Source organism: Algoriphagus namhaensis (assembly GCF_042649705.1).
GTDB classification, from domain to species: Bacteria; Bacteroidota; Bacteroidia; order Cytophagales; family Cyclobacteriaceae; genus Algoriphagus; species Algoriphagus namhaensis.
Genome location: NZ_JBHRZS010000006.1, coordinates 730667 through 753366 on the forward strand (window position 1 = coordinate 730667; position 22700 = coordinate 753366).

The following is a 22700-nucleotide window of genomic DNA, read 5'->3' on the forward strand; positions in this document are numbered from 1 at the left end:
CTTAAACTTCTTAAGCCTATGAAAATTGCAAAGTTATCCACAGCACTTCTTCTCATCTTTTCTTTCTTATTCACCCCGGCAATTGCCCAAGAAAAAATCCTGAGGGAGGCCTTTGACAGAGCGGCCGCGGATGGATTTTCAGGAGTGGTACTCGTGGCAGAGGACGGCAAGGTGTTATTTGAGCGAGCTACGGGATACAGATCCTTCGAAGATCAGATTGCTCTCCAAACCAGCGATATTTTTGAATTGGCTTCTGTATCCAAGCAGTTTACGGCTATGCTGGTGATGATGGCAAAAGAAAAGGGATTGCTGAATTTTGATGACCCTGTAGAAAAATTTGTCAAGATACCATACCCTGAGATTACCATTCGTCAATTGCTCACCCACACTTCCGGGCTTCCAGACTATCAAGCCATCATGGATGCACATTGGGACAAAAGTAAGGTGGCAGGAAATCCAGATATTTTAGACTACCTCAGAAAATATGCTCCTCCACGTTTATTCCCTCCAGGGGAAAAGTATCAGTACAGCAACACTGGATATGTGCTGCTTGGAAGCATTGTAGAAAGAGCCACCGGCAAAGACTTTGTAGTACTTTCACGTGAGTGGATCTTCAAGCCCCTAGGCATGGAAAATACAGACATAAGATCGCTAGAAGAAAAAGCTGCTGTTCCAAATTTTGCCGCAGGCCATATCCAAGATGAAAACGGGAAGTATGTGAATGCAAACAAATTTCGCTCATCTGACTACACCGTTTGGCTGGGAAATCGAAAAGGTCCCGGCCGGGTAAGCAGTAACGCTTCAGATCTGCTCAAATGGGATCAGGCATTATATACGGATAAACTCGTGAGTCAAGAAACTCTTGAAGAAGCCTTCACTCCATTTCGTCTCAATGACGGCACCCGAAGCTATTATGGTTTTGGCTGGGACCTAGAGCCCAAAAGTCCATTTGGGCGGATGGTGAGCCATACCGGTGATAATCCCGGCTACCGAACGATCATCGTCCGCTACATTGAGGAAAACAAGACGATCATTATCCTAAATAATGATGCCCACAAAGACATGATCAAGTTGGTAGAAGCAGCCAACCTTTCACTTTATAAGTGGTGATTTATACCTAATCCCAATTCCAAATGTCAGATAAAACGACCATTGCAATGAAAAGAAGGCATATTTCAACTACGCTATTCCTTTTCATCGCCCTTCTTTTTTCTTGCAAAGAAGCACCGCCTGTTTTTCAACATGACTTGCCCTCATCCAATCAGCCTTGGACCAAAAGCCAATTTGATAATGATTCGGAAAAGTTTTCTTTCATCGTCCACAGTGATTTGACTGGAGGTGAAAGACCTCGAATTTATGATGTGGCGGTAGAGCAAATGAATCTATTAAGGCCAGAATTTATCGTGAATGTGGGTGACTTAATCGAAGGAGGAAAGCCAGACTCCACTAGTTGGATTGGACAATGGGATGAATTCGACGAAAGAGCAAATAAGGCCAAAGCACCTGTATTCTACACAGGCGGTAACCATGACCTTACGGGCAATTTCGCACATGGAATTTGGGAAAAAAGGTACGGCAGAAGCTATTATCACTTTTTATACAAAAACACTCTTTTCTTAGTTCTTGATAGCGATGATCATGGCAGCATTAGAAATGATGAAATAGAAAAAATGAGAAATGAAGGCATACGTATCCTTGAGGAGGAGGGAGAGGAGGCTTATGCCAAAACAGATTACGCGAATCTGCCAGAAAGGAGCTATGGAAATATGAGTGAGGAGCAAAGAGATTACTTTCTAGAAGTACTTCAAAAATATCCAGACGTAAAGTGGACTTTCTTAATGATGCATAAGCCCATGTGGGACAGTCCTCAAAACGAACGATTTGCAGCCTTGGAAGAGCGCTTAACAGGGAAAAATTATACCGTTTTCAATGGCCATACCCATACTTTCAATTATCAGGTTCGCAAGGGAATGGATTACATTAATCTGGCGACTACCGGTGGGGCCCAAAACAATTCAAGGGGAAGGTCCATGGATCACTTTTTATGGATCACCGTAGATAATGAAGGCATAAGCATCGCCAACTTGCTTATGGAAGGAATTCTAAATAGGCAAGGCTTTATCCCGGCAGGAGGTGATACTTTGGTCTTTGAGAAAAAATAAGAAGCTCTTAAGATTTTGATCAATTAGATTGTGTTCCGCCTAAAATATCCCCCAAACTCGGCATTTTAAATCGATCTAGGACTGAACTTGTATGTTCTTCCTCCATAATTAGCTCGATCCGATTCACTACCTCTGGGTATTGTTGAGCAATATTTACTTGCTCCATAGGATCAGATTCCAGATCATATAACTCGATCTCCAAAGAGCCCTCTTTAATGATATTCTGTCGAATCCCCTTCCATTTTCCCATCCTCACAGCTTGCTGACCTCCATATTCTGGGTACTCCCAAAAGATATACTCCCGATCTTTTTGTTTTTTTCCCAACATGGTAGCCAAAAAGCTCTCTCCATCAGTATCTGAAGGAATATCTATCCCCACTAATTCACATAAAGTCGGAAGCCAATCATAAAATATGGAGACATGGTCGCTTTTGGTTCCGGCCTCTATTTTCCCCTTCCAATTCACCAACATTGGAACGCGCACGCCACCTTCATAAACAAAGCCTTTGCTACGTCCATAACCGTTAGTAAATGGAGCTGAGCTTTCAAAGTAATCAAAGTCCACCCCACCTGTATAAGTAGGCCCATTGTCTGAAGTCACCACAATCAAGGTGTTCTCTAGCAAACCCAATTCATCCAACTTATCTCTTAATTCACCGATCTGCTGATCCAGCTTAGTGATCATAGCTGCATAAGTAGCTCGTGGATATTGATTTGGGAAATAACCACGCTGCCCGTCATAGGGCATTTCTTCTCCAAATTCAGCCATATAAGCTTCCCTTGCTTCGTCAGGAATTTGTAAAGGCAAATGAGGAAGCGGTGAGGCGTAATACAAAAAGAAAGGCTTGTCTTGATTTGCCTCCACAAAGCTCAGTGCCTTCTCGTGCATCAAGTCAGGCGCATAATCCTCCTGCTGATAGCGGGCATAACTCTCAGGTGAATTGGGATCAGCGAGTGAATCCAAAAGTGTCCGAGGCACTACAATCTCATTATTTAGCGAAATTTTGGTTTCGTTTTCCCAGAGGTGTGGAGGGTATAAATTGTGAGCCTGACGCTGGCAGTTGTATCCATAGAAATAATCAAAACCGAGATTGGTCGGTATGCCCTCACTAAGCGGAGCACCCAGGCCCCACTTTCCAATGATGGCAGTCTTATATCCTGCCCCTTGAAGCAATTTCGCAAGAGTTTGGGTATCTGCGGGCAATGGACGCTGACCCTCAAGATTGGGATCTACTGCGGCCTTGGCATAATCCCAAACCTCCCCGCGCTCTCGCCATTCGTCATTCCCTCGGATATAAGCATGCCCACCATGTTTGCCGGTAAGTAACATACAGCGAGCAGGAGCACAGACAGGTGCGGCCGTGTAATGATCAGTAAAGATCATCCCTGTAGCAGCCAAAGCGTCAATGTTAGGCGTCTTAATTTTAGACTGACCTTGATAGCCCACTTCTCCATATCCCAAATCATCCGCGAGTACGAAGACGATATTTGGAAGTCTATTTTCTTGCTCCGAAACAGACTCCTTTTGGCTACAAGCCCCAAAAAGCAAAACCACCAAGATTACCAGACTATTTCTCATAGTATTGAATTAAAAACGTTGATCTATTATTTGAATGGCTCCCTTAAGCCGCTCACTTTGGGATCCGGACATAAGCTCAAAAGGAAACTCACTTTCCTCTGCAAGCTTAAGATACTGATTAAAAAAATATGCTCTCATTTCAGGTTCAGGATGTTCTCGTTGAGGATCCTCCTCCCAAGGCATATCGATATCAGTCAGCAAAATCAAATCGTAATTCCTCCTTGCGATTTCATCCACAATCCAAGAAGCTGTTTTTCCATACTTATACTCGGACCAAATGTGGATAACTCGCAAATCCGTATCACAAAAAAGAAATTTTTTAGCTTCTTTTTCTTTTTGATCTTCCAAGGCAATCTGACCTTTCGCAATTGTGGATAAGTCTTCAAAATCGTACGATACGCTCAAATTTTGAAGATACTCTCTGGCATATTCTGGAACCCATGGCTCGCCATAGTATGTGGATAAGTCTTGAGCTAGAGTGCTTTTACCCGTTGACTCAGGGCCAAGTATTAAAATCTTTTTAATTGCCATAAGCTCTGGCCGATTTGATCCAAGCTAGCAAGCCTAGCACAGCAAGGACAGTAAAAAACAAAAACTGAAAGGAAGTAAGCACCAAACCTTTATAAAAATATAAGGGAACAGAAACCAAATCCGTAACGATCCAAGCGATCCAGTTTTCCACTTTCTTTTTGGCCATAAGCCACATCCCCACAAAGGCCGAGGCGGTGGTAAAGGAATCCCAATAGGGCACATCCGAATCGGTAAAATTACTCAGTACAATTGACAGCAATCCATAAGAAGCTACGAAGATCAAAATCGCAATCACCCATCCCTTTGGCTTCAACCAAGTGACTGGAAGTTCTACTTGACCTGCTTTGGGATGCGTCCAAACATACCAGCCATAGATCGACATGCTGAAATAGTAGGCATTGATCCCCATATCTGCGTAGAGCTTGTATTGGAGACAGATCCAGACATAAATCAAGGTAGAAATAATCCCCGTGGGATAAACCCAGATTTTTTCACGAATGGAATACATGACCGAGGCAATCCCAAAAAACACAGCAATGCCCTCAAGCCAAGTCATTGCTTTTAGGCCCTCGACCAACCCACCTAGGAAAAATTGAAGATCCATGATGCGAAGAAAAGGAAATAAAGTTGGAATGTTAGGAGTGCAAAGGTTGTAAAGTAGGGTAAAATATTCCCTGAGTTTAATTTAGGGTAATCGAGTAAAGGTGAATATCTTATATTAAGGAGAAAGAAACTACTTCCCATCTTCACCTTATTCTAAAAAATGAACGAATTTAGCCCTCTTCATTCCTATATCGAAAAGCTTCACCCTTTGAAGGAAGGGGTAAAGGACCAAATTGAGCAATCATTCCTTTTCAAAAAAGTCAATAAAAATGAGTTTTTGCTCCAAGAAGGAGAAGTGTGCAAATTCAATTATTTCGTACTCAATGGCTCTCTCAGACTGTATAAAGTGGACTCGAAAGGCGAAGAACAGATCCGCTATTTTGCATTTGAAAACAAATTCGCAACCAATCTTACCAGTTTCATAACCGGTCTGCCCTCCGAAGAATATATTCAGGCAAATGAAAAAAGCGAGCTCTTCTATATTCCCAAACCCATTTTTTTCGATTTAGTCGAAAGCCTTCCCCCTATCAACTGCGTTTATCGAAATATACTCGAGAATGCTTACATCACTTCTCAGAAAAGAATTTACAATTTTCAAAGTTACAGCGCACTAGAAAGATTAAAGTGGCTTCTAGAAGAATACCCGAAAATTCTGTCTCGACTTCCGAGTAGATTGATTGCTTCTTATTTGGGAATAACCCCTTTTACTCTAAGTCGGTTAAAAGCTGAGCTTTAGCCCAAACCTTGACCTAGAGCAAGGTTTAGTAAGCTAGGCCTACCTAGTTTTGGATTCTAAAACAAAAGTATCCAAAATGAGACAAAAGTCCGTTCTAAAGGCAATCCTCTTCCTATTCACTCTTTTTACACTTGCTTCCGTGGCCAAAGCTCAAGCACCCCACACGCCAATTCCAGCAGAAATCATGTTTGGCCATGAAAGACTAGATTTCCAACTGATCCTCAAACGAAAGTTTAGCCCAACAAGCAAATTCAGTTTGGTAGCCATCAGTATTTTTGCACAGAATTATGATCGGGATCAAACACTGGGCAATTCCATAGTCGCACCTGTACAGGTAACATACAATCTAGGAAAAAGTGGTTTTAGTTTGGCTGCTGGGGCAGAAGCCAATTCAAAAGTAGGATTTATGCCCATGGCTGGAGTTCAGCATGTCTTTGCCAATCGTGAAATCCTTGCCTTGACTTTTATCAATGTGCTGTCAAATCAAGGAGCGGATGGACAAATTTTTGGATTTATGAATACAAGCCCCGATTGAATGACACTTGGTCAATATACTCGAGAGTGCAGTTAATGTATATTCAGGGTATTTCTGAAAGCTTTCATAGGCGAAGCTTCCTTTATCTCAGAGCAGGATTGAAGAAAGGTCCCCTTGGTTTTGGAATAGGAGCGAACTGGGATGCCTATGGCTCAGAAAAGCAGACAGCACAAAATTTTGGGGTTTTTACTCGACGGGAGTTTTGAGGAATAGCATACTATAGAGTCTGATTGAAGCAAACTTTCGCATGACTTCTAGGGTTTGATGTGTAACTTTGCCAGCTATGACTTTGAGTCCCATTACCACAACCACCAAAATCGACGAGCTTGATCCCAAGCAATTTATCATCATCAAAAACGCCCGGGTCAATAACCTGAAAAGTCTAAGTGTAGCTATTCCACGAAACAAATTTGTGGTGGTCACTGGGCTATCAGGCTCAGGCAAATCCTCCCTAGCATTTGACACGCTTTTTGCCGAAGGCCAAAGAATGTACGTGGAGAGTCTCAGCTCTTATGCGCGTCAATTCCTCGGACGCATGGAAAAACCAGATGTGGAATATATTAAAGGTGTGGCTCCGGCTATTGCCATACAGCAGAAAGTCTCTACTAAGAATCCACGCTCCACTGTAGGTACCACGACGGAGATTTACGACTATTTGAAATTACTATTCTCACGTGTTGGAAGGACTTTTTCTCCCATTTCAGGAAATGAGGTCAAGCACCATACCGTCACGGATATTGTGGACTTTGTCCAAAGCTTTGACGAAGGCACGAAAGTCATGATCTCTTGCCCGCTTCAGGTGGAGAAAGGAAGAAAAATTGAGCAGGAACTCGAGCTTCTCCTCCAAAAGGGCTATACCCGAATTTTGATCAATGGGGAGGTGTTTTTTGTAGAGGACCTTCTTCAGGAAAAAAAGGTAGCCAAAGGCAACTATGAAATATTAATTGATCGAGCCTCAGTCAGAAAAGACGACGAAGACAATCAGTTTCGAATCGCAGATTCAGTACAAACGGCCTTGTTTGAAGGTCATGGAGATGTAAAGATTACCATTCCGGAGGTGGTGGAACAGTCTTTTTCAGACCGTTTTGAACTGGATGATATGGTCTTCGAAATTCCTTCAGTAAATTTTTTCTCTTTCAATAATCCATACGGTGCCTGTAAGACTTGCGAAGGTTTCGGTAACGTACTTGGGATAGATCCAGACTTGGTGATCCCAAATAAAGACATGTCAGTCTACGAGGGAGCAATTGCACCTTGGAGAGGCGAATCGTCCAGATCTTGGCTAGAACCTTTGTTGCGCAAAGGAATTGAATTTGACTTCCCAATTCACCGTTCTTACAATGAACTCACAGAAAAAGAACAGAATCTAATCTGGACAGGCAACAAATATTTCAAAGGATTGAATGCCTTTTTCAAAGACCTGGAAACCAAAACCCACAAAATTCAATATCGCGTGATGTTGTCTAGATTCCGAGGCCGAACTACTTGCCCTGATTGTAAGGGAACCCGCTTGCGAAAAGATGCTTCATACGTGACAATTGGGGATAAATCCATTATTGACTTGGTCCTGATGCCCATCGATGAGGTTTTGCCCTTTTTCCAAAATCTCGATCTCCCAACCCATCAAGCAAAAATTGCCGATCGATTATTAAAAGAGATCATTAGTAGATTGGAATTTATGGATCAGGTGGGGTTAGGATATTTGACCCTAAACCGCCTCACTTCCAGCCTTTCTGGAGGAGAATATCAGCGGATCAAATTAGCTACCAATCTGGGATCTGCTTTAGTTGGATCCATGTATATTTTGGACGAACCTAGTATTGGACTGCACCCAAGAGATACTGATCGTTTGGTTGGCGTATTGAAATCCCTTCGTGATATGGGCAACACCGTCATAGTGGTGGAGCATGAAGAAAAAGTGATGCGTGCAGCCGATCAAATCATCGACATAGGCCCGGATGCGGGGGTAAATGGAGGAGAATTACTTTTCCAAGGACCCATCGAAGAATTGATGAGCAGTGGCCAAACCTATACTGCAAAATACCTCCGAAGCGAGGAGCAAATTTTTGAAAAAGAAGGTAACAGAAAGTGGAAGGATTCCATTACTGTGAAAGGTGCCCGGGAGAATAACCTTAAAAACCTAACGGTGAAGTTTCCGCTGAATGTCCTGACCACCATCACGGGAGTCTCAGGATCGGGTAAATCTACATTGATCAAAAAGGTCCTCTATCCAGCTTTGGGTAAGATGCTGGGTACGGTGATAGATGAAAGTGGAAAATATGACAAAATCGAAGGGGATTACAAGCAAATCACCCAAATCGAGTTTGTGGATCAAAATCCTATCGGTAAATCCTCACGATCCAACCCGGTAACATATGTGAAAGCATATGATGCCATCCGAGCACTGTTTGCAGACCAACCGGTCTCGAAGCAACGAGGATACAAACCAGCCTTCTTCTCCTTTAATGTGGACGGTGGACGATGTGAAAACTGTGCCGGAGAGGGTATCACCACCGTGGAGATGCAGTTTATGGCTGACATTCATCTGACCTGTGAGTCCTGTAAGGGAAAACGATTTAAGAATGAAATTCTCGACGTCAAGTACAAGGAGAAAGACATCTCTGAAGTCCTAGACATGACCATCGATGAGGCTCTAGTCTTTTTCAAAGGAAAAAGTCAAATCGTCAATCGATTAAAACCTTTACAGGAGGTAGGTCTGGGTTACATTGGCATGGGCCAAAGTTCAAATACGCTCTCCGGAGGGGAAGCGCAGCGAGTGAAACTTGCTTCATTCCTTGGAAAAGGAGGCACCAAAGCAGGAGATCATATCCTGTTCATCTTTGACGAACCGACCACCGGGTTACACTTCCATGACATCAGAAAACTACTCCAATCCATCAATGCTTTGATCGATCAGGGTCATTCCGTGATCATCATCGAGCACAATACCGAAGTCATCAAATCCTCGGACTGGGTGATTGATCTAGGGCCTGAAGGAGGTAATAAGGGAGGTCATTTAACCTTTTCCGGAACTCCGGAAGAGCTGATGAAGGAAGAGGATAATTACACGGCGAAGTATCTACGGGAGGCTTTTGCTTAATCTTAACCAAAAGCAGATTTCGATAATCTGTGGGTTTCTCTATATTCGCAAACACAAAAAGGAATCTTAGCTCAGTTGGTTTAGAGCGCTGCTTTGACAGAGCAGAGGTCATGGGTTCGAATCCCTTAGGTTCCACATAGAATCTCATAAAGGCACAAAGTAAGTTTTACTCTGTGCTTTTTTATTTGTTTTGAGCTCATCCCGACAATTTTCGGAAGGTCATGCCTGCCTGCCAGAAGGCAGGGGTTCGTCCGCGATAAATATCGAGACCCTTAGGTTCCACATTCAATCCTTTACCATGAAAAGCAAGTGTGATTTACGTTTTTCATGGTAAAACAACTATCACACAAGACCTATTGCTAAGTCCTAAGCCCTTTTGACCCCAAAAAGGCGAACTACAGAAGCCTTCCCTACATGATAAAGTCCTTCCGATAATTCTGTTTCTGTTTCATAAGCTTCCAAAAAATCGAAGCCTTTAAAATCTTCCTTTAGCTCTTCCAAATCAAAAAGCATTGACTCATCCTTTGGTCCTCCTGCATTCGGATTATCTTTCTGATAATCAAGATGCTTTTTACTAAAACATTCTAAAATTAGAACCCCTCCATTTTTTAGATAGGCAATTAATTTTTGATGAAAAATCCTTCTTTTCACTTCGGGGAAATGAGTATAGGACAAGGCCATGGCATCAAAATAATTTGCCGGATAATCCACTTCTTCCAAGCCTTCAACCCGATAGTCAATCGCAACTCCATTTTCCGATGCAAGCTTTTCTGCTTTCTTTTTACCTTCTATACTACTATCAAAAGCAAAAACATCCCAACCTAACTGGGCAGAAAAAACAGCATTTCTCCCTTCTCCCTCCGCAGGAAATAAAATCCGTCCAGGAGGCATATCCAAAAGCTTCGATTTTAAATACTCATTAGGCTCTTTGCCATAGGCAAATTCTGCTTGACTGTATCGCTGATCCCAAAAATTCATATCAAAATTCCTTATAATAAAAATGGAGAGTCAATCGACTCTCCACTAATCATAAATCTAGTTAACGTATTGATTTACATTACTCCAAGTGCCTCCGTTAATGACATTTTGAAAACCATTCTGTTCCAAAATGCTTTTCGCCTGTCCGCTTCGATTGCCACTTCTGCAGAAAACGACAATATTTTTCTTGCCTTTGAATTTTGCCAACTGGCTTCCGATTTTATCCAGAGGAATATTCACTGCCCCTTTGACACTACCTGAAGCAAATTCACCGGCAGATCTAACATCCACCAAAAATGCTCCTTCTTTGATTGCTTCGGTGAGCTTTGTATTATCTGTGCTACCGAAAAGTGCTGAAAAAAAACTCATATCTATTCTTATTTATTAGTTACAACAGTATTTCCCTTCTCTTTCCATTCTTTCATTCCACCTGAATAATTCTTGACCTGATTAAACCCATGTTTCCTCAATAAAGAATAAGCAATCGCAGCGCGATCTCCACTTTGGCAGTGAATCACGACTTGCTTGTCTTTGCTGATTTTATCCAGATTATCTTCAATCGTACCCACGAAAACATGGTTAGCTCCTTTCACATGGCCTACATTATATTCTGTAGTATTTCTTACGTCCACTACTTGTACCTCGGCTTTTTCTGCTAAAGCTTTAAACTCGTCCAGACCAATCACATCTGCTGTCTGCAAGTCCAGTCCCAAATCAGAGATATCCTCAACAAATCCATAAATATTATCCAAGCCAATTCTCATCAGCTTTCGGGTTAAATCATCCATCTGACTTTGATCTGCCACCAAGATAAATTGCTCCTGATAATTTAGGATCCAACCTGCCCAAGTAGAAAAGGAGTTATTTCCTTGAATGTTGATGCTTCCTGGCAAAAACCCTTTCGCAAAATCCACCTTGTTTCTGGTATCTATGACTTTCAACCCATCCTCATAAGCTTTTAGGAATTGGTCTTTTGTCAATTTTGCGTGCTTTGGCACCTCCACCAACAAAGGTCTATCTACCTTATTCAGGTGCTTCATTGTTGCAAAATATTTGGGTGGCTCTGGTTGACCATCCAAAAGATAATCCACAAAAGCCTTTTCATCATCTGCTAATTGAAATGCCCAATTTCGGATTTTCTCATATCCGACGGTTGAGCTAGGTACAGAACCCAAAGCTTTACCACAGGCTGAACCTGCACCATGCCCAGGCCAAACCTGTACAAACTCAGGCAGCTTAGCGAATCGCTGAATGGAGTCGAGCATTTGCTTTGCACCTTTCTCCTGCGTTCCTTTTATTCCTGCTGCTTTTTCCAATAAATCAGGTCTCCCTACATCTCCTACAAACACAAAGTCTCCTGTAAATACCATCACCGGTTGATCAGTCGCAGGATGATCTGTCAACAAGAAACTAATACTCTCCGGCGTATGTCCAGGCGTATGTAATACTTCCAGTGTCAAGTTTCCTACCGTGATTTTATCTCCATGCTGCAAGCCTTCATGATCAAACTCATACTGCCATTCTGCAGGACCTTCGTTGGATAGATACATTTTGGCACCAGTCACTGCCGCCAATTCTCGAGTTCCGCTGAGAAAGTCTGCGTGAATATGCGTTTCGGTAATATGAGTGATCTTCATATTGTTTCGCTTAGCGATATCTAGATAAACATCTATATCTCGTTGAGCATCTATTACAATCGCTTCATTTTTTGCTTGACAACCAATGAAATAACTTGCTTGCGCAAGGGTTTTGTCATATACGTGTTGAAAATACATTTCTATCTGTTGTTTTAAATTAGACTACAAAACTCGGGATTACTATGTTCCTACTCAGGTACTTTTGTCACATTTGAAATAATCGACTCCATCCTATTCGTACAAAAGGTAGGGGAAATCAAAAGCTTTTTTTTAATCGGTGTGAATGCTGAAGCCAAATCCTTTTAAATTCAAGTCGTCAATACATATCACCTCCTATGAAAAAACAAGTACTACTGACTTTAATCCTTTTTACCATTACAATTTGTACCTGGGCTCAAATCCAAACTCCAGAGCAATTCCTAGGCTATAAGCCTGGAGATCGGTTTACTCCACATCATCGCATGGTGGATTACTTTGAGCATGTGGCAGCTAATCAGCCAAACGTAAAACTCATCCAATATGGTGAGACCAACGAAAAGCGTCCGCTCATCATGGCGATATTCTCCAGTGCCGAAAACATGGCGATTTTGGAAGAAATCCGAACCGATAATCTGAAAAGAGCCGGGTTGATGGAAGGAGAGCCGGTACATTCTATTCCAGTCAACTGGATGTCTTTCAATGTTCACGGAAATGAATCTGTAGGGATGGAAGCAGCGATCTCAGCATTTCATTCGCTAGCTGATCCGAACAACACGATGACGCAGGAATGGCTTAAAAACCAAGTCATCATCATCGATCCAGCCATCAATCCAGATGGAAGAGACCGATATGCCATGTGGTACAACCAAAAGATGAATACCACCCTTCAGCCAGATCTACAATCCGTAGAACACAACGAGCCATGGCCAGGAGGAAGAGCAAATCACTATCTTTTTGACTTGAATCGTGACTGGGCTTGGCAAGTCCAAGTGGAGTCACAGGCACGAATGAAAATGTATCAGCAGTGGATGCCTCAGTTACACCTGGATTTCCACGAGCAGGGAATTAATAATCCATTTTACATGGCGCCTGCTGCAGAGCCCCTTCATGAGCAGCTCACAGAATGGCAGCATGAGTTTCAGGACATTTTTGGAAGAAATACAGCTAAGTATTTTGATGAGATCGGCAGATTCTATTTTACCAAAGAGCGTTTTGACTTGCTTTACCCTTCCTATGGAGATTCATATCCCATGTTTAATGGAGCTATCGGAATGACCATCGAGCAAGGAGGCGGCGGTCGTGCGGGCCGCGGAGGTTTTAATGCCGTAGGAGATACCGTGACCCTGAGCTACAGAATCGAAGGTCACTACACAGCGGCCATGTCAGCTGCCGAAATGACCAGCAAGCACTCAGATAAATTGCTTGAGGAGTTTAGCCAATTTTACAATGAAAACTCCTCCAATCCAAAAGGCAAATACAAAAGCTTTGTAATCAAAGGAGACAGCAATCCTACACAAGTTGGAAAGCTACTTGAGCTTTTGGACAAAAATGGAATTCAATATGGAAAAGCGGGTGGCAAGTCTGGATTGAGAGGTTTTGCATACCAAAGCGGAAAACCCGAAAGCTTCTCAACGGATGAAGAAGATATCATTGTTTCGGCTTATCAGCCAAAATCAGTTTTGGCACAAGTTTTCTTCGAGCCAAATCCACAGCTGAATGACAGCATTACCTATGACATTACGAGCTGGTCACTACCTTATGCATACAATGTTCAAGCCTATGCTTTAGAAAGCAGACTGGATCCAGCAGGTGCTTATGAGGCTCCGGCTTTCAGCCAAAATGTGGCCGGAAAAACTCCAGTGGCTTACATCGCAAAGTGGGAAGGAACAAGAGACGTTGCTTTTTTAGCGGAACTCTTAAACCAAGGTATTCGAGTAAAATACCCTGAATATGGCTTTACTACAGAAGGTAAAAGCTTTCCCGCTGGAACCCTACTGATCACCAAAGGTGGAAATGAATACGTTACTGATTTTGATAAAAAGGTCACCGAAACTGCCAATAAATTTGGAATAAGCCTGGCCAGCACACAGACAGGTTATATGGAAGCTGGGAAAGACTTTGGCTCGCCAAATATCCGAATCATCCAAGCACCAAAAGTGGCCTTGGTCGGTGGGGAAGGAACGAGTTCTCTGGGCTATGGCGAACTTTGGCACTTCTTCGAAAAAGATTTGAATTACCCATTGGTGAATTTGGAATTGGCAGAAATGGGGCGTTATGATCTGAGCGACTATGACGTGATTATCATGCCTTCTTCATGGGGCGGAGGTTTAGATAAAAATGCGAAAGAAAAAGTGCTAGACTGGGTAAGAGCTGGCGGTAAATTCATCGCAATTGACAATGCGGTGAATCTTTTTGCCAACCAAGAGGGTTTCGAGTTGAAAACCTTTGATACCGAAAAAGAGGAGAAAACAGCAGAAGAAAAAGCAGATAGTCTTCGCAGGGCGGAGCGACTGGAGCCTTACATAGAAGGAGAAAGACTGGCAATCGCCGGAGGTACGGCAGGAGCAATCTACCAGGTGGATATGGATGAAACACATCCCCTTGGCTATGGCACCGGTGGTAAATATTACACCTTGAAAAACAACTCTAGCAAGTATGCCTTTATAGATAATGGAGTGAATGCTGGCAAAATCCTATCCAATGACTCCTATCGAACCGGCTACATCGGTTTTAAAATCAAGGAAACCATGGGAGGCTCATTAGCGATCGGTTCGGAGCGAAAAGGCCGTGGGGAGATCATCTACTTTGTGGATAATCCAATTTTCAGAGGTTTCTGGGAATCGGGCAAGCTGGTGCTCAGCAATGCCATTTTCTTGGTGGGACAATAAGGAATTTCTGGTACACCATTTACGAATTACCGGCCGCTGATCAGTGGCCGGTTTTTTTTGTGCTTAATAAATTCTCAATCAGGCTATTAAAATGAATCAATAGTCACTACTTTATATGGAAATTGAAAAAAAGTCGCCTCAAAAAAGACAACCTTAACCCATAAATCAAACCTAGTGTGATGAAAAATAACCGTAGAGAATTCTTTAAAAAAATTGGTGCAGGAACAGCTGGTATTAGTCTTGCCTCCATGCCCTTTGTAACCTCCTCCCAAGCAGTTACCAAAGAAATGGCACGTTCTGAAGATCAATTCCTCCAAATAGGCGATGATATAGCCATTGCCAATACCAATTCAGGAAAAATTCGAGGCTACATTCTTAACGATGTCTATACTTTTCTGGGCGTTCCATATGGCGCGGACACTTCAGGAAAAAACCGCTTTATGCCTCCACAGAAACCCGAAAAATGGACTGGTGTGAAACCTACGATTTGGTGGGGAAATACAGCTCCACAAATCATGGATAACCGTTATGCCAATCCTGATTATTCATTTGCTGATCATTGGAACTATGATGATGTCAGCGAAGATTGTCTCAAACTGAATGTTTGGACGCCTGCATTGGACACTAAAAAAAGACCCGTATTGGTTTGGTTGCATGGTGGTGGTTTTACCAATGGAAATGGCATCGAACAAGATGGGTATCATGGAGAAAATATCAGTAAAAACGGAGATATCGTTTTTATCTCAATCAACCATCGCTTAGGCCCAATTGGATTTACAGATCTCTCCGGGGTGGGAGGATCTAAATATGCTAATTCAGGAAATGTCAGTCAGCTGGATATCATTGCCTCACTGGAATGGGTGCGTGACAACATCGCTAATTTCGGAGGAGATCCAGGAAATGTCACTATTATGGGGCAATCAGGAGGAGGAGCAAAAGTAACAGCTACCATGTCCATGCCTGCAGCAAAAGGGTTGGTGCATAAGGGAGTTCCCTTAAGCGGCTCCATGCTTCGAGCCAACGATCAGGAATATTCCAGAAAATTGGGTGAATATGTCATGAAAGAAGCAGGGCTTACGCCTGATTCCATCGATAAGCTTCAAGAATTTAGTTGGAGAGAATATATTGACATCGCCAATAAGGCTTTGGAAAAAATGAGGAAAGATTATCCAACTCCAGGTTTTAGGGGAGGATTTGGCCCTGTGGCGGATGGAGTAAACATTCCGAAGGAAGAATTCTTTTCTGATCCAAGTGGTTTAGCTTCTGATATCCCGATGCTGATATGTACCACATTTCATGAATGGAATCCTACCCGCACATCTCCCGAGCTTGAAAAAATTGACTGGGCTGGGGTGGTGGAAAAGATCCAACCAAGGTTTGGAGCTGATTCAGAAAAAATAGTGAATGCATATAGACAAGATTTTCCAGAAGCCTCTCCTGCCGATATTTGGGCAATGGTTTTATCAAATCGTCAAGGTGCTATAAATACGGCCAATGCAAAATCAAAACAAAAAGCTCCTGTTTATCTGTCCTGGTTTGGCTGGGAACCAAATCTTTACAGCGGAAGAATGAAAGCTTTCCACTGTATTGACATTTGTTTTTGGTTTGATAATACAGATAGAATGTACACTCATACAGGAGGTGGAGGAAGACCAAGGAAACTTTCTAAAGCCATGTCAGCTTCTTTGTTGGCATTCATGAGAACAGGAAGTCCAAATGCTGGAGAACTTCCAACTTGGCCGAATTATTCGGCAGAAAATGGCGAAACGATGATTTTGAATGATAAAAGCCAAGTTAAGAATAAACCTGACGGAAACGGACTAGCAAGCCTTCCTGCTTAAAAACTCAAGAAAGGGACTTTGATGAGTCCCTTTCTTATTGTTGTTAACTTTTCTAAAGCATTGATGTATTTATTTTTATTATAAAAGAAATTCCTAGTTTTAGCTTTATGGATAACAAAAACCTTTTTGTCCTTTTCTCTTTCTTCGTTCTATTTTCTTGTAACAACAAGGTGGAAACCAATACAGAGATAATAATGGTAAAACTAGCTGAAAGTACTCAAAGCTGGAATGGGGATACACTTCCGAATTATCCCGAAGGACAGCCAAAAGTCACCATCCTCAAGGCTAGTATTCCTCCGAAAGCAAAACTGGAAATGCATGAACACCTCGTGATCAATGCAGGACTTTTACTAAAAGGAGAGTTAACGGTGGTTGATGAATTTGGAAACCGACTTGAGTTAAAAGCTGGTGATCCTATCATCGAACTCGTGAATACTTTTCATTACGGCGTTAATGAAGGAAAAGAAACTGCTGAGATTGTCGTGTTTTATGCTGGGGACATAGCTACCCCAATAACCCAGATCAAAGAATGAAAACATTCCTCACCCTCTTTTTTTTGGTATTTAGTAATTCCCTTTTTGCACAGAAAACCGAAATATTACATGCAGTAAATTCACTAGGTGCTCCCATTTACTCAGCTCCAAGTTTTGATTCGCAGCTTGTAGGTTTAGTTGAAGCAAGTAATAATATTTATGTGGATAAAACGATAGATAAAAAGGTCAAAAAGCGTATTTCTAAAGATTTGGAGTTAGAAGGGAGTTGGTATCAACTCAATTTAGATTTGAATTTTGGGTATGTACATAGTAGCGATTTTTCAGCAAAACCTACGGAATTAATCATTGAGCACAGTGATTTGCAAACAGTAAAACTGTTTGGAAAGGAACTTGAGAAAAAAGAATTTACCGAACAGACAGTTATTGATGGGATTTCTTATCCCGTAAAAAAGAGAGTTACGGCTTATGAATTTGCGACAATCAATGAAACATTTTTCGACGGCTGCCACAATACCGAATACCTACTAGTAGGCTTTACGCTATCAGAAGCTTATCATCAATTGATCAACCTACACTCCAGAAAAAACAATAATCGAATCGAGATTCCATCAATCATCTCTCGTGAAGGAAATGTTTGGAATCTTTCAGACCTCGACGCGATTCAAGAATTGAAATTGCATGACTTAAGGGACGGTAAATTCAAGATTACTTTATACTCCTGCACCTAAGATAACCTTCTGATTTTTCATATTTTGTATCTGATTTTACCCAAATCACTCCATGCCTGAATTTGATTACATTATCGTCGGTGCTGGTTCTGCTGGATGTGTCTTAGCAAACAGATTATCCGAAGATCCAGCAAACCAAGTCTTACTTTTAGAAGCTGGAGGCCCGGATAAAAAACTAGAAATCAAAATCCCTGGCGGCTACCCAAAACTAAACCGATCCAAGGTAGATTGGGGCTTCTGGTCGGAACCTCAAGAGCATCTCGATGGTCGGCGGCTTTATTTGCCCAGAGGTAAAACACTCGGAGGAAGCTCCTCCACTAATGCCATGGCTTACGTGCGCGGCAATCCCGCTGATTATGACCATTGGGCTGCATTAGGTAATGAAGGCTGGGACTATTCATCAGTGCTACCTTATTTCAAAAAATCGGAGCATAATGAAGACTTTGATGACGAGTTTCATGGCAAAGCCGGTCCAATCAACGTCACTTTTGCCAAAACAGCACGAACACCTTTTGCTCAGGCATTTGTAGCAGCTTGTGAGGAGTCCGGCATCCCGAGATCGGCGGATTACAATGGGCAAAAACAGGTTGGTTCTAGCCTTTTACAATTCACCATTAAAGATAAGTATCGACACAGCACCGCCACCGCTTTCCTGAAGCCTGCACTTTCCCGTCCCAATCTGCATGTTCGTACCCATGCCCATGCCACACGAATTTTGATCAAAAATGACCAAGCGGAAGGCGTAGAGTTTATCAACAAAGGAGGCGGTTTAGAATCAATTTTCGCAAAAAAGGAAGTCATCCTCAGTGCAGGGGCTTTCCAGTCTCCGCAGCTTCTGATGCTTTCAGGAATTGGAGACACTCAGGAATTAAAAAATCATGGAATTGAAGCAAAAGTGAATTTGCCCGGAGTGGGCAAAAATCTTCAGGATCATCTGTTTTTCACTTGCTCAGCTTTGAGCAAAGAGCAAAATGGGTTAAATCATTCCTTACCGCCATGGAAACAAGTATTGGGAACCATGGAATTTTTCCTCAAAGGCACAGGACCTCTCAGTGGTGGACCTTTGGAGGCTGCAGCATTTTTCCACACGGAAGGCAAGGCGGGCGTGGACTTTCAGTTTCATTTTGTGCCTATACAAATCGGTCCCGATTACACTGCAGATTTTCATGATATTGACACATTTCCTCGACTAGATGGGTTTAGTATTTTACCTAGCTTGATTCAGCCGAAAAGCGTGGGATATCTTGGTTTAAAATCCGCAAACCCTCTAGAAGCACCCCTGATTCAGCCCAATTTTCTCTCGCATGAAGAGGATTGGAAAACCATGATTAAAGGCACTAAAAAAGCACTAGAAGTATTAGGGGCAAGTTCTTTTGATCCTTTCAGAAAAGCCATCATCACTCCTCCTGTTCAAAGCGAAGAAGGAATAATTTCCCACATCAAAAAATCTGTAGAAACCATCTACCATCCGGTGGGGACCTGCAAAATGGGGTCGGATCAAATGGCTGTGGTAAATTCCCAATTACAAGTTCACGGCATCGGGAAACTTCGGGTGGCTGATGCCTCCATTATGCCTAAAATTATTTCAGGAAACACCAATGCGGCTTGTATCATGATTGGGGAAAAAGCAGCGGATTTGATTTTATCCTCAAATGAAAATAGCTAGACAAGATTTTTTAGCTTGTAAAATGAAACGACTAGCACTTTTAATTTTTATCGGGCTTTGTGCTTTCGAGAAAAGCCTCGCCCAGGAAAGACCGAATATTATCCTAATCAATATCGACGATATGGGCTGGAAGGATCTCGGGGTTTTTGGTTCGGACTATTACGAAACCCCGTTTCTGGATAGTCTAGCCAAGGAAGGCTTGATATTCAAACAGGCCTATGCTGCCGCCTCAAATTGCGCCCCAAGTCGCGCAAGTATGCTCACAGGACTTTGGAATACCCGCCATCAAATGTATACCGTTTCCTCCTCCGAGCGGGGTGATGCCAAAGACCGCAAAATCATCCCTATCAAAAACACCTTGTTCCTTGACAAGAAATTTGAAACCTTCCCTCAGATTCTACAAAAAATAGGCTACGAAACCATCCATGCAGGCAAATGGCACATCAGTCCGGACCCTAGAGATTTTGGCTTTAAGGAATCTATCGGCGGAGGGCCAGAGGGGGCACCAAGAAACTTTTATCCTCCGTACGGAATTCGAAATTGGGAAGGTCCGGAAGAAGACTACCTAACGGATGCGATTATGACCAAAACCATAGCCCGCATGAATTCCGTCCAAGCCCCATTTTTCCTGTACTATTCCCCATATGCTGTTCATACCCCTATACAAGGCAAACCAGGACTAGCAAAAAAATATGTGAATAAGTTCTCTTCATTAGGCCAAAATAATGCTGATTATGCGTCCATGATCGAGAATCTCGATCGTAATATTGCTCTCCTTTTTAAATCCTTACAAGAAAAAAATCAACTTCAAAACACACTAATCATTTTCACTACAGATCATGGCGGGCTTAAAGGAATCACCAGCCAACCTCCACTCCGATCGGGTAAGGGAAGCTATTACGAGGGAGGAATTAGGGTTCCCTTCTTTATGGTCTGGCAGGATAAAATAAAACCAGGGGTAAACGAAACCTCCGTCATTACTCAAATGGACCTTTTCCCAACACTTATGGATCTTTTAGGCGAAAAAAGTACAGCCGAGCTTGACGGTGAAAGCCTGATTCCACTCATTTTTGAAAATCAAACTCTCCCTCCACGTTCCCTCTATTGGCATTTTCCAATTTATCTTCAAGCCTACGCTGTCGAAGATGATGGGATTCGTGATCCCCTGTTCCGAACCCGGCCAGGTTCGGTGATCAGACAAGGCGATTGGAAGCTGCACTATTACTTCGAAGATCAAGACGTGGAGTTATTTAATTTAAAAGATGATATAGCTGAACAGACCGATCTGTCGAATCAGCACCCCGAAAAAGTGAAAGAACTCATGAGCCTTCTTCAAGCCTGGTGGGCGAAAACAGAGGCTCCTATTCCCAGTCAACCTAACCCAGAATTCAAATCAAACTAGACTTATCCACATTTCCCATTCATAACTAAACCCATGCGATATCTCTTCTTACTCTCAGGATTAATTTTCAGCCTTTCTGCTTATTCTCAAGAAATAATGCCTCCTCAGCTTCCCTGGGATGGAAAAAGCCAATCTTTAATTGTGGATAAGTCCAATACTTGGGTAACTCCATTCGAACTTTCGGATGGTCTCGAATCCCCCACCTACGAAGAAACCAAGGCCTGGCTGGAGAAGTTGGCGCAAAGTTGGGATAAAATGGAAATGATTTCTGCTGGTAAAAGTGAACAAGGAAGAGACATTCATTTGATCATTGTTTCAGAGGATGGAGAATTCAGTTCGGAAGAGTTATCCACATCGAAAAAACCGCTAATCTTTGTTCAAGCGGGTATTCATGCCGGAGAGATCGACGGAAAAGATGCCGGAATGATGCTGCTTCGTGACATGGCTTTTGGAAACAAAAAAGACCTACTCGATGCTGCCAATATCCTCTTTATCCCAATACTTAATGTAGACGGCCACGAAAGAAGAAGTGAATACGGAAGAGTTAATCAACGAGGCCCTAAAGAAATGGGTTGGCGTACCAATGCTCAAAACCTAAATCTAAACCGAGACTTCACCAAACTGGAAACTGCGGGAGTCCAAGCAGTAGCCGAAATCATCAACAAATACGATCCAGATCTGTATATCGATGTACATGTGACGGATGGGGCGGATTATCAATACGACATTACCTATGGTTTTGTAGAAACTGGCGGCTATTCTCCAGCTATTTCCGCATGGTTATCCACAGCCTTCAAGCCCGAGGTGGATGAGGCTTTGCAAGGCATGGGACATATTCCTGGGCCTCTCCTTTTTGCCGCAAATGGGGAGGACTTTAGTGCTGGAAATGTAGCTTTTTCCTTTAGTCCACGGTTTTCCCATACTTATAGCGATATCCGACATATGGCTTCTATTTTGATTGAAAACCATTCACTCAAGCCATTTAAGCAGCGGGTGCTGGGAACGTACGTGTTTTTAGAGCAAGCAATTCGTTCCTTGGGAACTCACTTCGAAAGCCTTCAAAAAGCCGTAGAAGAGGACCAAGATCAGCCTAAAGAATCCATTGTGGTCAAATATAAATTTCGGGATACACCAGCCGACTCCATGAAATTTTTGGGCGTAGCCTCCACCAAGGTGACTTCAGAAATTACGGGAGCCGATTATGTCAAATGGGAGGGACAACCCATTGAGCAACTCGTGCCGAGTATCTTGATGGACGAGCCTGAAAGCTCTGTTCCTGTACCAAAGGCCTATTGGATCTCAGCCGAATGGACCGAAGTCATCGCCAAAATCAAGGCGCACGGCATAGCAGTGGAGGAATTGGCTGAAGCCAAAGAGATTCGATTAGAATACTCCAAACTGACCGAATACAGTATGGGCAATCAACCTTACGAAGGAGAAATGCGTATTCGATCCTTTAAAAAGGAAGAGGAGTATCGCTCCGCAAAAATGCCTGCGGGATCTATCCGCATAGCCACCGATCAAGCTTTGGGTGAATTGGTCGTGATTCTTGGCGAGCCCGAATCTGTAGACAGTTTTTTCCAATGGGGATATTTCAATTCGGTGCTATCGCAAACCGAATATATGGAGCGATACATTATGGAGCCTTTGATTGCTAAAATGCTGACAGAAGACGCTTCGCTCAAAGCTGAATTTGAAGCAAAGAAAACTGCCGAACCCGATTTTGCTAAAAACCCCAGAGCAATTTATCAATGGTTTTATGACAAAACACCCTATTTCGATCAAAACTGGAAAGTGATCCCCGTAGGGAGAGAGTGGTAAGGAAAGGCTGAAGGATCAGG

19 protein-coding genes and 1 tRNA gene are annotated in these 22700 nt (G+C 42.6%); 14 read left to right on the forward strand and 6 right to left on the reverse strand.

Annotated features, from left to right (window positions below; genetic code table 11):
• Positions 1-18: 18 nt before the first annotated feature.
• Complete coding sequence (locus ACFOSV_RS06725; RefSeq protein ID WP_377904684.1) at positions 19-1110, forward strand: serine hydrolase domain-containing protein; 1092 nt, start codon at positions 19-21, stop codon at positions 1108-1110.
• A 23-nt stretch (positions 1111-1133) separates the two neighbouring features.
• Entirely contained in the window at positions 1134-2162 is a 1029-nt protein-coding gene (locus tag ACFOSV_RS06730; RefSeq protein WP_377904686.1) for a metallophosphoesterase family protein, read from the forward strand.
• Positions 2163-2181: 19 nt separating this feature from the next.
• Here the strand turns inward: ACFOSV_RS06730 and ACFOSV_RS06735 are convergent, their stop codons facing one another.
• Genes ACFOSV_RS06735 through pnuC form a run of 3 tightly spaced genes read right to left on the reverse strand, consistent with a single transcriptional unit; the run spans position 2182 to position 4876 of the window.
• Positions 2182-3741 carry an arylsulfatase gene (locus ACFOSV_RS06735; RefSeq protein WP_377904688.1) on the reverse strand — a complete coding sequence of 520 codons (1560 nt, stop codon included), beginning with the start codon at positions 3739-3741 and terminating at the stop codon, positions 2182-2184.
• 9 nt (positions 3742-3750) lie between these two features.
• The gene (locus ACFOSV_RS06740; RefSeq protein WP_377904690.1) at positions 3751-4272 is read right to left on the reverse strand and encodes an AAA family ATPase; all 522 of its coding nucleotides are present in this window, start codon (positions 4270-4272) and stop codon (positions 3751-3753) included.
• A complete protein-coding gene (pnuC, locus tag ACFOSV_RS06745) occupies positions 4262-4876 on the reverse strand; it encodes a nicotinamide riboside transporter PnuC (RefSeq protein ID WP_377904692.1) in 615 nt (204 codons plus the stop codon). Before pnuC ends, ACFOSV_RS06740 begins: the two co-directional genes overlap by 11 nt.
• Before the next feature lie 159 nt (positions 4877-5035).
• Between pnuC and ACFOSV_RS06750 the strand changes: the two genes are divergently transcribed.
• The 5 genes from ACFOSV_RS06750 (at position 5036) to ACFOSV_RS06770 (ending at position 9381) form a co-directional block, all read left to right on the forward strand.
• Positions 5036-5611 carry a Crp/Fnr family transcriptional regulator gene (locus ACFOSV_RS06750; protein WP_377904694.1) on the forward strand — a complete coding sequence of 192 codons (576 nt, stop codon included), beginning with the start codon at positions 5036-5038 and terminating at the stop codon, positions 5609-5611.
• Positions 5612-5687: 76 nt separating this feature from the next.
• Positions 5688-6146 carry a hypothetical protein gene (locus ACFOSV_RS06755; protein WP_377904696.1) on the forward strand — a complete coding sequence of 153 codons (459 nt, stop codon included), beginning with the start codon at positions 5688-5690 and terminating at the stop codon, positions 6144-6146.
• Between the two features lie 26 nt (positions 6147-6172).
• Complete coding sequence (locus tag ACFOSV_RS06760; RefSeq protein WP_377904698.1) at positions 6173-6352, forward strand: hypothetical protein; 180 nt, start codon at positions 6173-6175, stop codon at positions 6350-6352.
• Positions 6353-6429: 77 nt separating this feature from the next.
• Entirely contained in the window at positions 6430-9246 is a 2817-nt protein-coding gene (gene uvrA / locus ACFOSV_RS06765; protein WP_377904700.1) for an excinuclease ABC subunit UvrA, read from the forward strand.
• 60 nt (positions 9247-9306) lie between these two features.
• Positions 9307-9381: transfer RNA gene (locus tag ACFOSV_RS06770), tRNA-Val, on the forward strand.
• Between the two features lie 231 nt (positions 9382-9612).
• On the opposite strand, the gene ACFOSV_RS06775 is transcribed toward ACFOSV_RS06770, so the two are convergent.
• The 3 genes from ACFOSV_RS06775 to ACFOSV_RS06785 are packed head-to-tail and all read right to left on the reverse strand — an operon-like array spanning position 9613 to position 11999.
• Complete coding sequence (locus ACFOSV_RS06775; protein WP_377904702.1) at positions 9613-10224, reverse strand: class I SAM-dependent methyltransferase; 612 nt, start codon at positions 10222-10224, stop codon at positions 9613-9615.
• A 57-nt stretch (positions 10225-10281) separates the two neighbouring features.
• On the reverse strand, positions 10282-10593 hold the full coding sequence (locus ACFOSV_RS06780) for a rhodanese-like domain-containing protein (protein ID WP_377904704.1): 312 nt from the start codon (positions 10591-10593) through the stop codon (positions 10282-10284).
• Positions 10594-10601: 8 nt separating this feature from the next.
• Positions 10602-11999, reverse strand: a complete 1398-nt coding sequence (locus ACFOSV_RS06785) for an MBL fold metallo-hydrolase (RefSeq protein ID WP_377904706.1) — start codon at positions 11997-11999, stop codon at positions 10602-10604.
• A 197-nt stretch (positions 12000-12196) separates the two neighbouring features.
• Here ACFOSV_RS06785 and ACFOSV_RS06790 point away from each other — a divergent pair, with 197 nt between their 5' ends.
• The 7 genes from ACFOSV_RS06790 (at position 12197) to ACFOSV_RS06820 (ending at position 22680) form a co-directional block, all read left to right on the forward strand.
• Positions 12197-14728, forward strand: coding sequence for a M14 family zinc carboxypeptidase (locus ACFOSV_RS06790; RefSeq protein ID WP_377904708.1), 2532 nt, complete (start codon positions 12197-12199; stop codon positions 14726-14728).
• 179 nt (positions 14729-14907) lie between these two features.
• A complete protein-coding gene (locus ACFOSV_RS06795) occupies positions 14908-16569 on the forward strand; it encodes a carboxylesterase/lipase family protein (RefSeq protein WP_377904710.1) in 1662 nt (553 codons plus the stop codon).
• 194 nt (positions 16570-16763) lie between these two features.
• Positions 16764-17102, forward strand: coding sequence for a cupin domain-containing protein (locus tag ACFOSV_RS06800; protein WP_377904712.1), 339 nt, complete (start codon positions 16764-16766; stop codon positions 17100-17102).
• Positions 17099-17791 (forward strand): hypothetical protein, encoded by a 693-nt coding sequence (locus ACFOSV_RS06805; RefSeq protein WP_377904714.1) that lies wholly within the window; start codon positions 17099-17101, stop codon positions 17789-17791. The genes ACFOSV_RS06800 and ACFOSV_RS06805 overlap by 4 nt, the downstream gene beginning before the upstream one ends.
• Positions 17792-17843: 52 nt before the next feature.
• On the forward strand, positions 17844-19457 hold the full coding sequence (locus ACFOSV_RS06810; protein WP_377904716.1) for a GMC family oxidoreductase: 1614 nt from the start codon (positions 17844-17846) through the stop codon (positions 19455-19457).
• 22 nt (positions 19458-19479) lie between these two features.
• Positions 19480-20859 (forward strand): sulfatase, encoded by a 1380-nt coding sequence (locus ACFOSV_RS06815; RefSeq protein ID WP_377904718.1) that lies wholly within the window; start codon positions 19480-19482, stop codon positions 20857-20859.
• Positions 20860-20892: 33 nt separating this feature from the next.
• Positions 20893-22680 carry a M14 family metallopeptidase gene (locus ACFOSV_RS06820; RefSeq protein ID WP_377904720.1) on the forward strand — a complete coding sequence of 596 codons (1788 nt, stop codon included), beginning with the start codon at positions 20893-20895 and terminating at the stop codon, positions 22678-22680.
• Positions 22681-22700 lie beyond the last annotated feature (20 nt).

Bases quoted from the DNA above. Each gene is read 5' to 3' on its own strand.
- ACFOSV_RS06750 (WP_377904694.1), top strand. From the start codon at position 5,036: ATGAACGAATTTAGCCCTCTTCATTCCTATATCGAAAAGCTTCACCCT.
- ACFOSV_RS06790 (WP_377904708.1), top strand. From the start codon at position 12,197: ATGAAAAAACAAGTACTACTGACTTTAATCCTTTTTACCATTACAATT.
- ACFOSV_RS06800 (WP_377904712.1), top strand. From the start codon at position 16,764: ATGGTAAAACTAGCTGAAAGTACTCAAAGCTGGAATGGGGATACACTT.
- uvrA (WP_377904700.1), top strand. From the start codon at position 6,430: ATGACTTTGAGTCCCATTACCACAACCACCAAAATCGACGAGCTTGAT.
- ACFOSV_RS06795 (WP_377904710.1), top strand. From the start codon at position 14,908: ATGAAAAATAACCGTAGAGAATTCTTTAAAAAAATTGGTGCAGGAACA.
- ACFOSV_RS06730 (WP_377904686.1), top strand. From the start codon at position 1,134: ATGTCAGATAAAACGACCATTGCAATGAAAAGAAGGCATATTTCAACT.
- ACFOSV_RS06725 (WP_377904684.1), top strand. From the start codon at position 19: ATGAAAATTGCAAAGTTATCCACAGCACTTCTTCTCATCTTTTCTTTC.
- ACFOSV_RS06775 (WP_377904702.1), bottom strand. From the start codon at position 10,224: ATGAATTTTTGGGATCAGCGATACAGTCAAGCAGAATTTGCCTATGGC.
- ACFOSV_RS06780 (WP_377904704.1), bottom strand. From the start codon at position 10,593: ATGAGTTTTTTTTCAGCACTTTTCGGTAGCACAGATAATACAAAGCTC.
- ACFOSV_RS06810 (WP_377904716.1), top strand. From the start codon at position 17,844: ATGCCTGAATTTGATTACATTATCGTCGGTGCTGGTTCTGCTGGATGT.
- ACFOSV_RS06785 (WP_377904706.1), bottom strand. From the start codon at position 11,999: ATGTATTTTCAACACGTATATGACAAAACCCTTGCGCAAGCAAGTTAT.
- ACFOSV_RS06735 (WP_377904688.1), bottom strand. From the start codon at position 3,741: ATGAGAAATAGTCTGGTAATCTTGGTGGTTTTGCTTTTTGGGGCTTGT.
- ACFOSV_RS06805 (WP_377904714.1), top strand. From the start codon at position 17,099: ATGAAAACATTCCTCACCCTCTTTTTTTTGGTATTTAGTAATTCCCTT.
- ACFOSV_RS06815 (WP_377904718.1), top strand. From the start codon at position 19,480: ATGAAACGACTAGCACTTTTAATTTTTATCGGGCTTTGTGCTTTCGAG.
- ACFOSV_RS06740 (WP_377904690.1), bottom strand. From the start codon at position 4,272: ATGGCAATTAAAAAGATTTTAATACTTGGCCCTGAGTCAACGGGTAAA.
- pnuC (WP_377904692.1), bottom strand. From the start codon at position 4,876: ATGGATCTTCAATTTTTCCTAGGTGGGTTGGTCGAGGGCCTAAAAGCA.
- ACFOSV_RS06820 (WP_377904720.1), top strand. From the start codon at position 20,893: ATGCGATATCTCTTCTTACTCTCAGGATTAATTTTCAGCCTTTCTGCT.
- ACFOSV_RS06755 (WP_377904696.1), top strand. From the start codon at position 5,688: ATGAGACAAAAGTCCGTTCTAAAGGCAATCCTCTTCCTATTCACTCTT.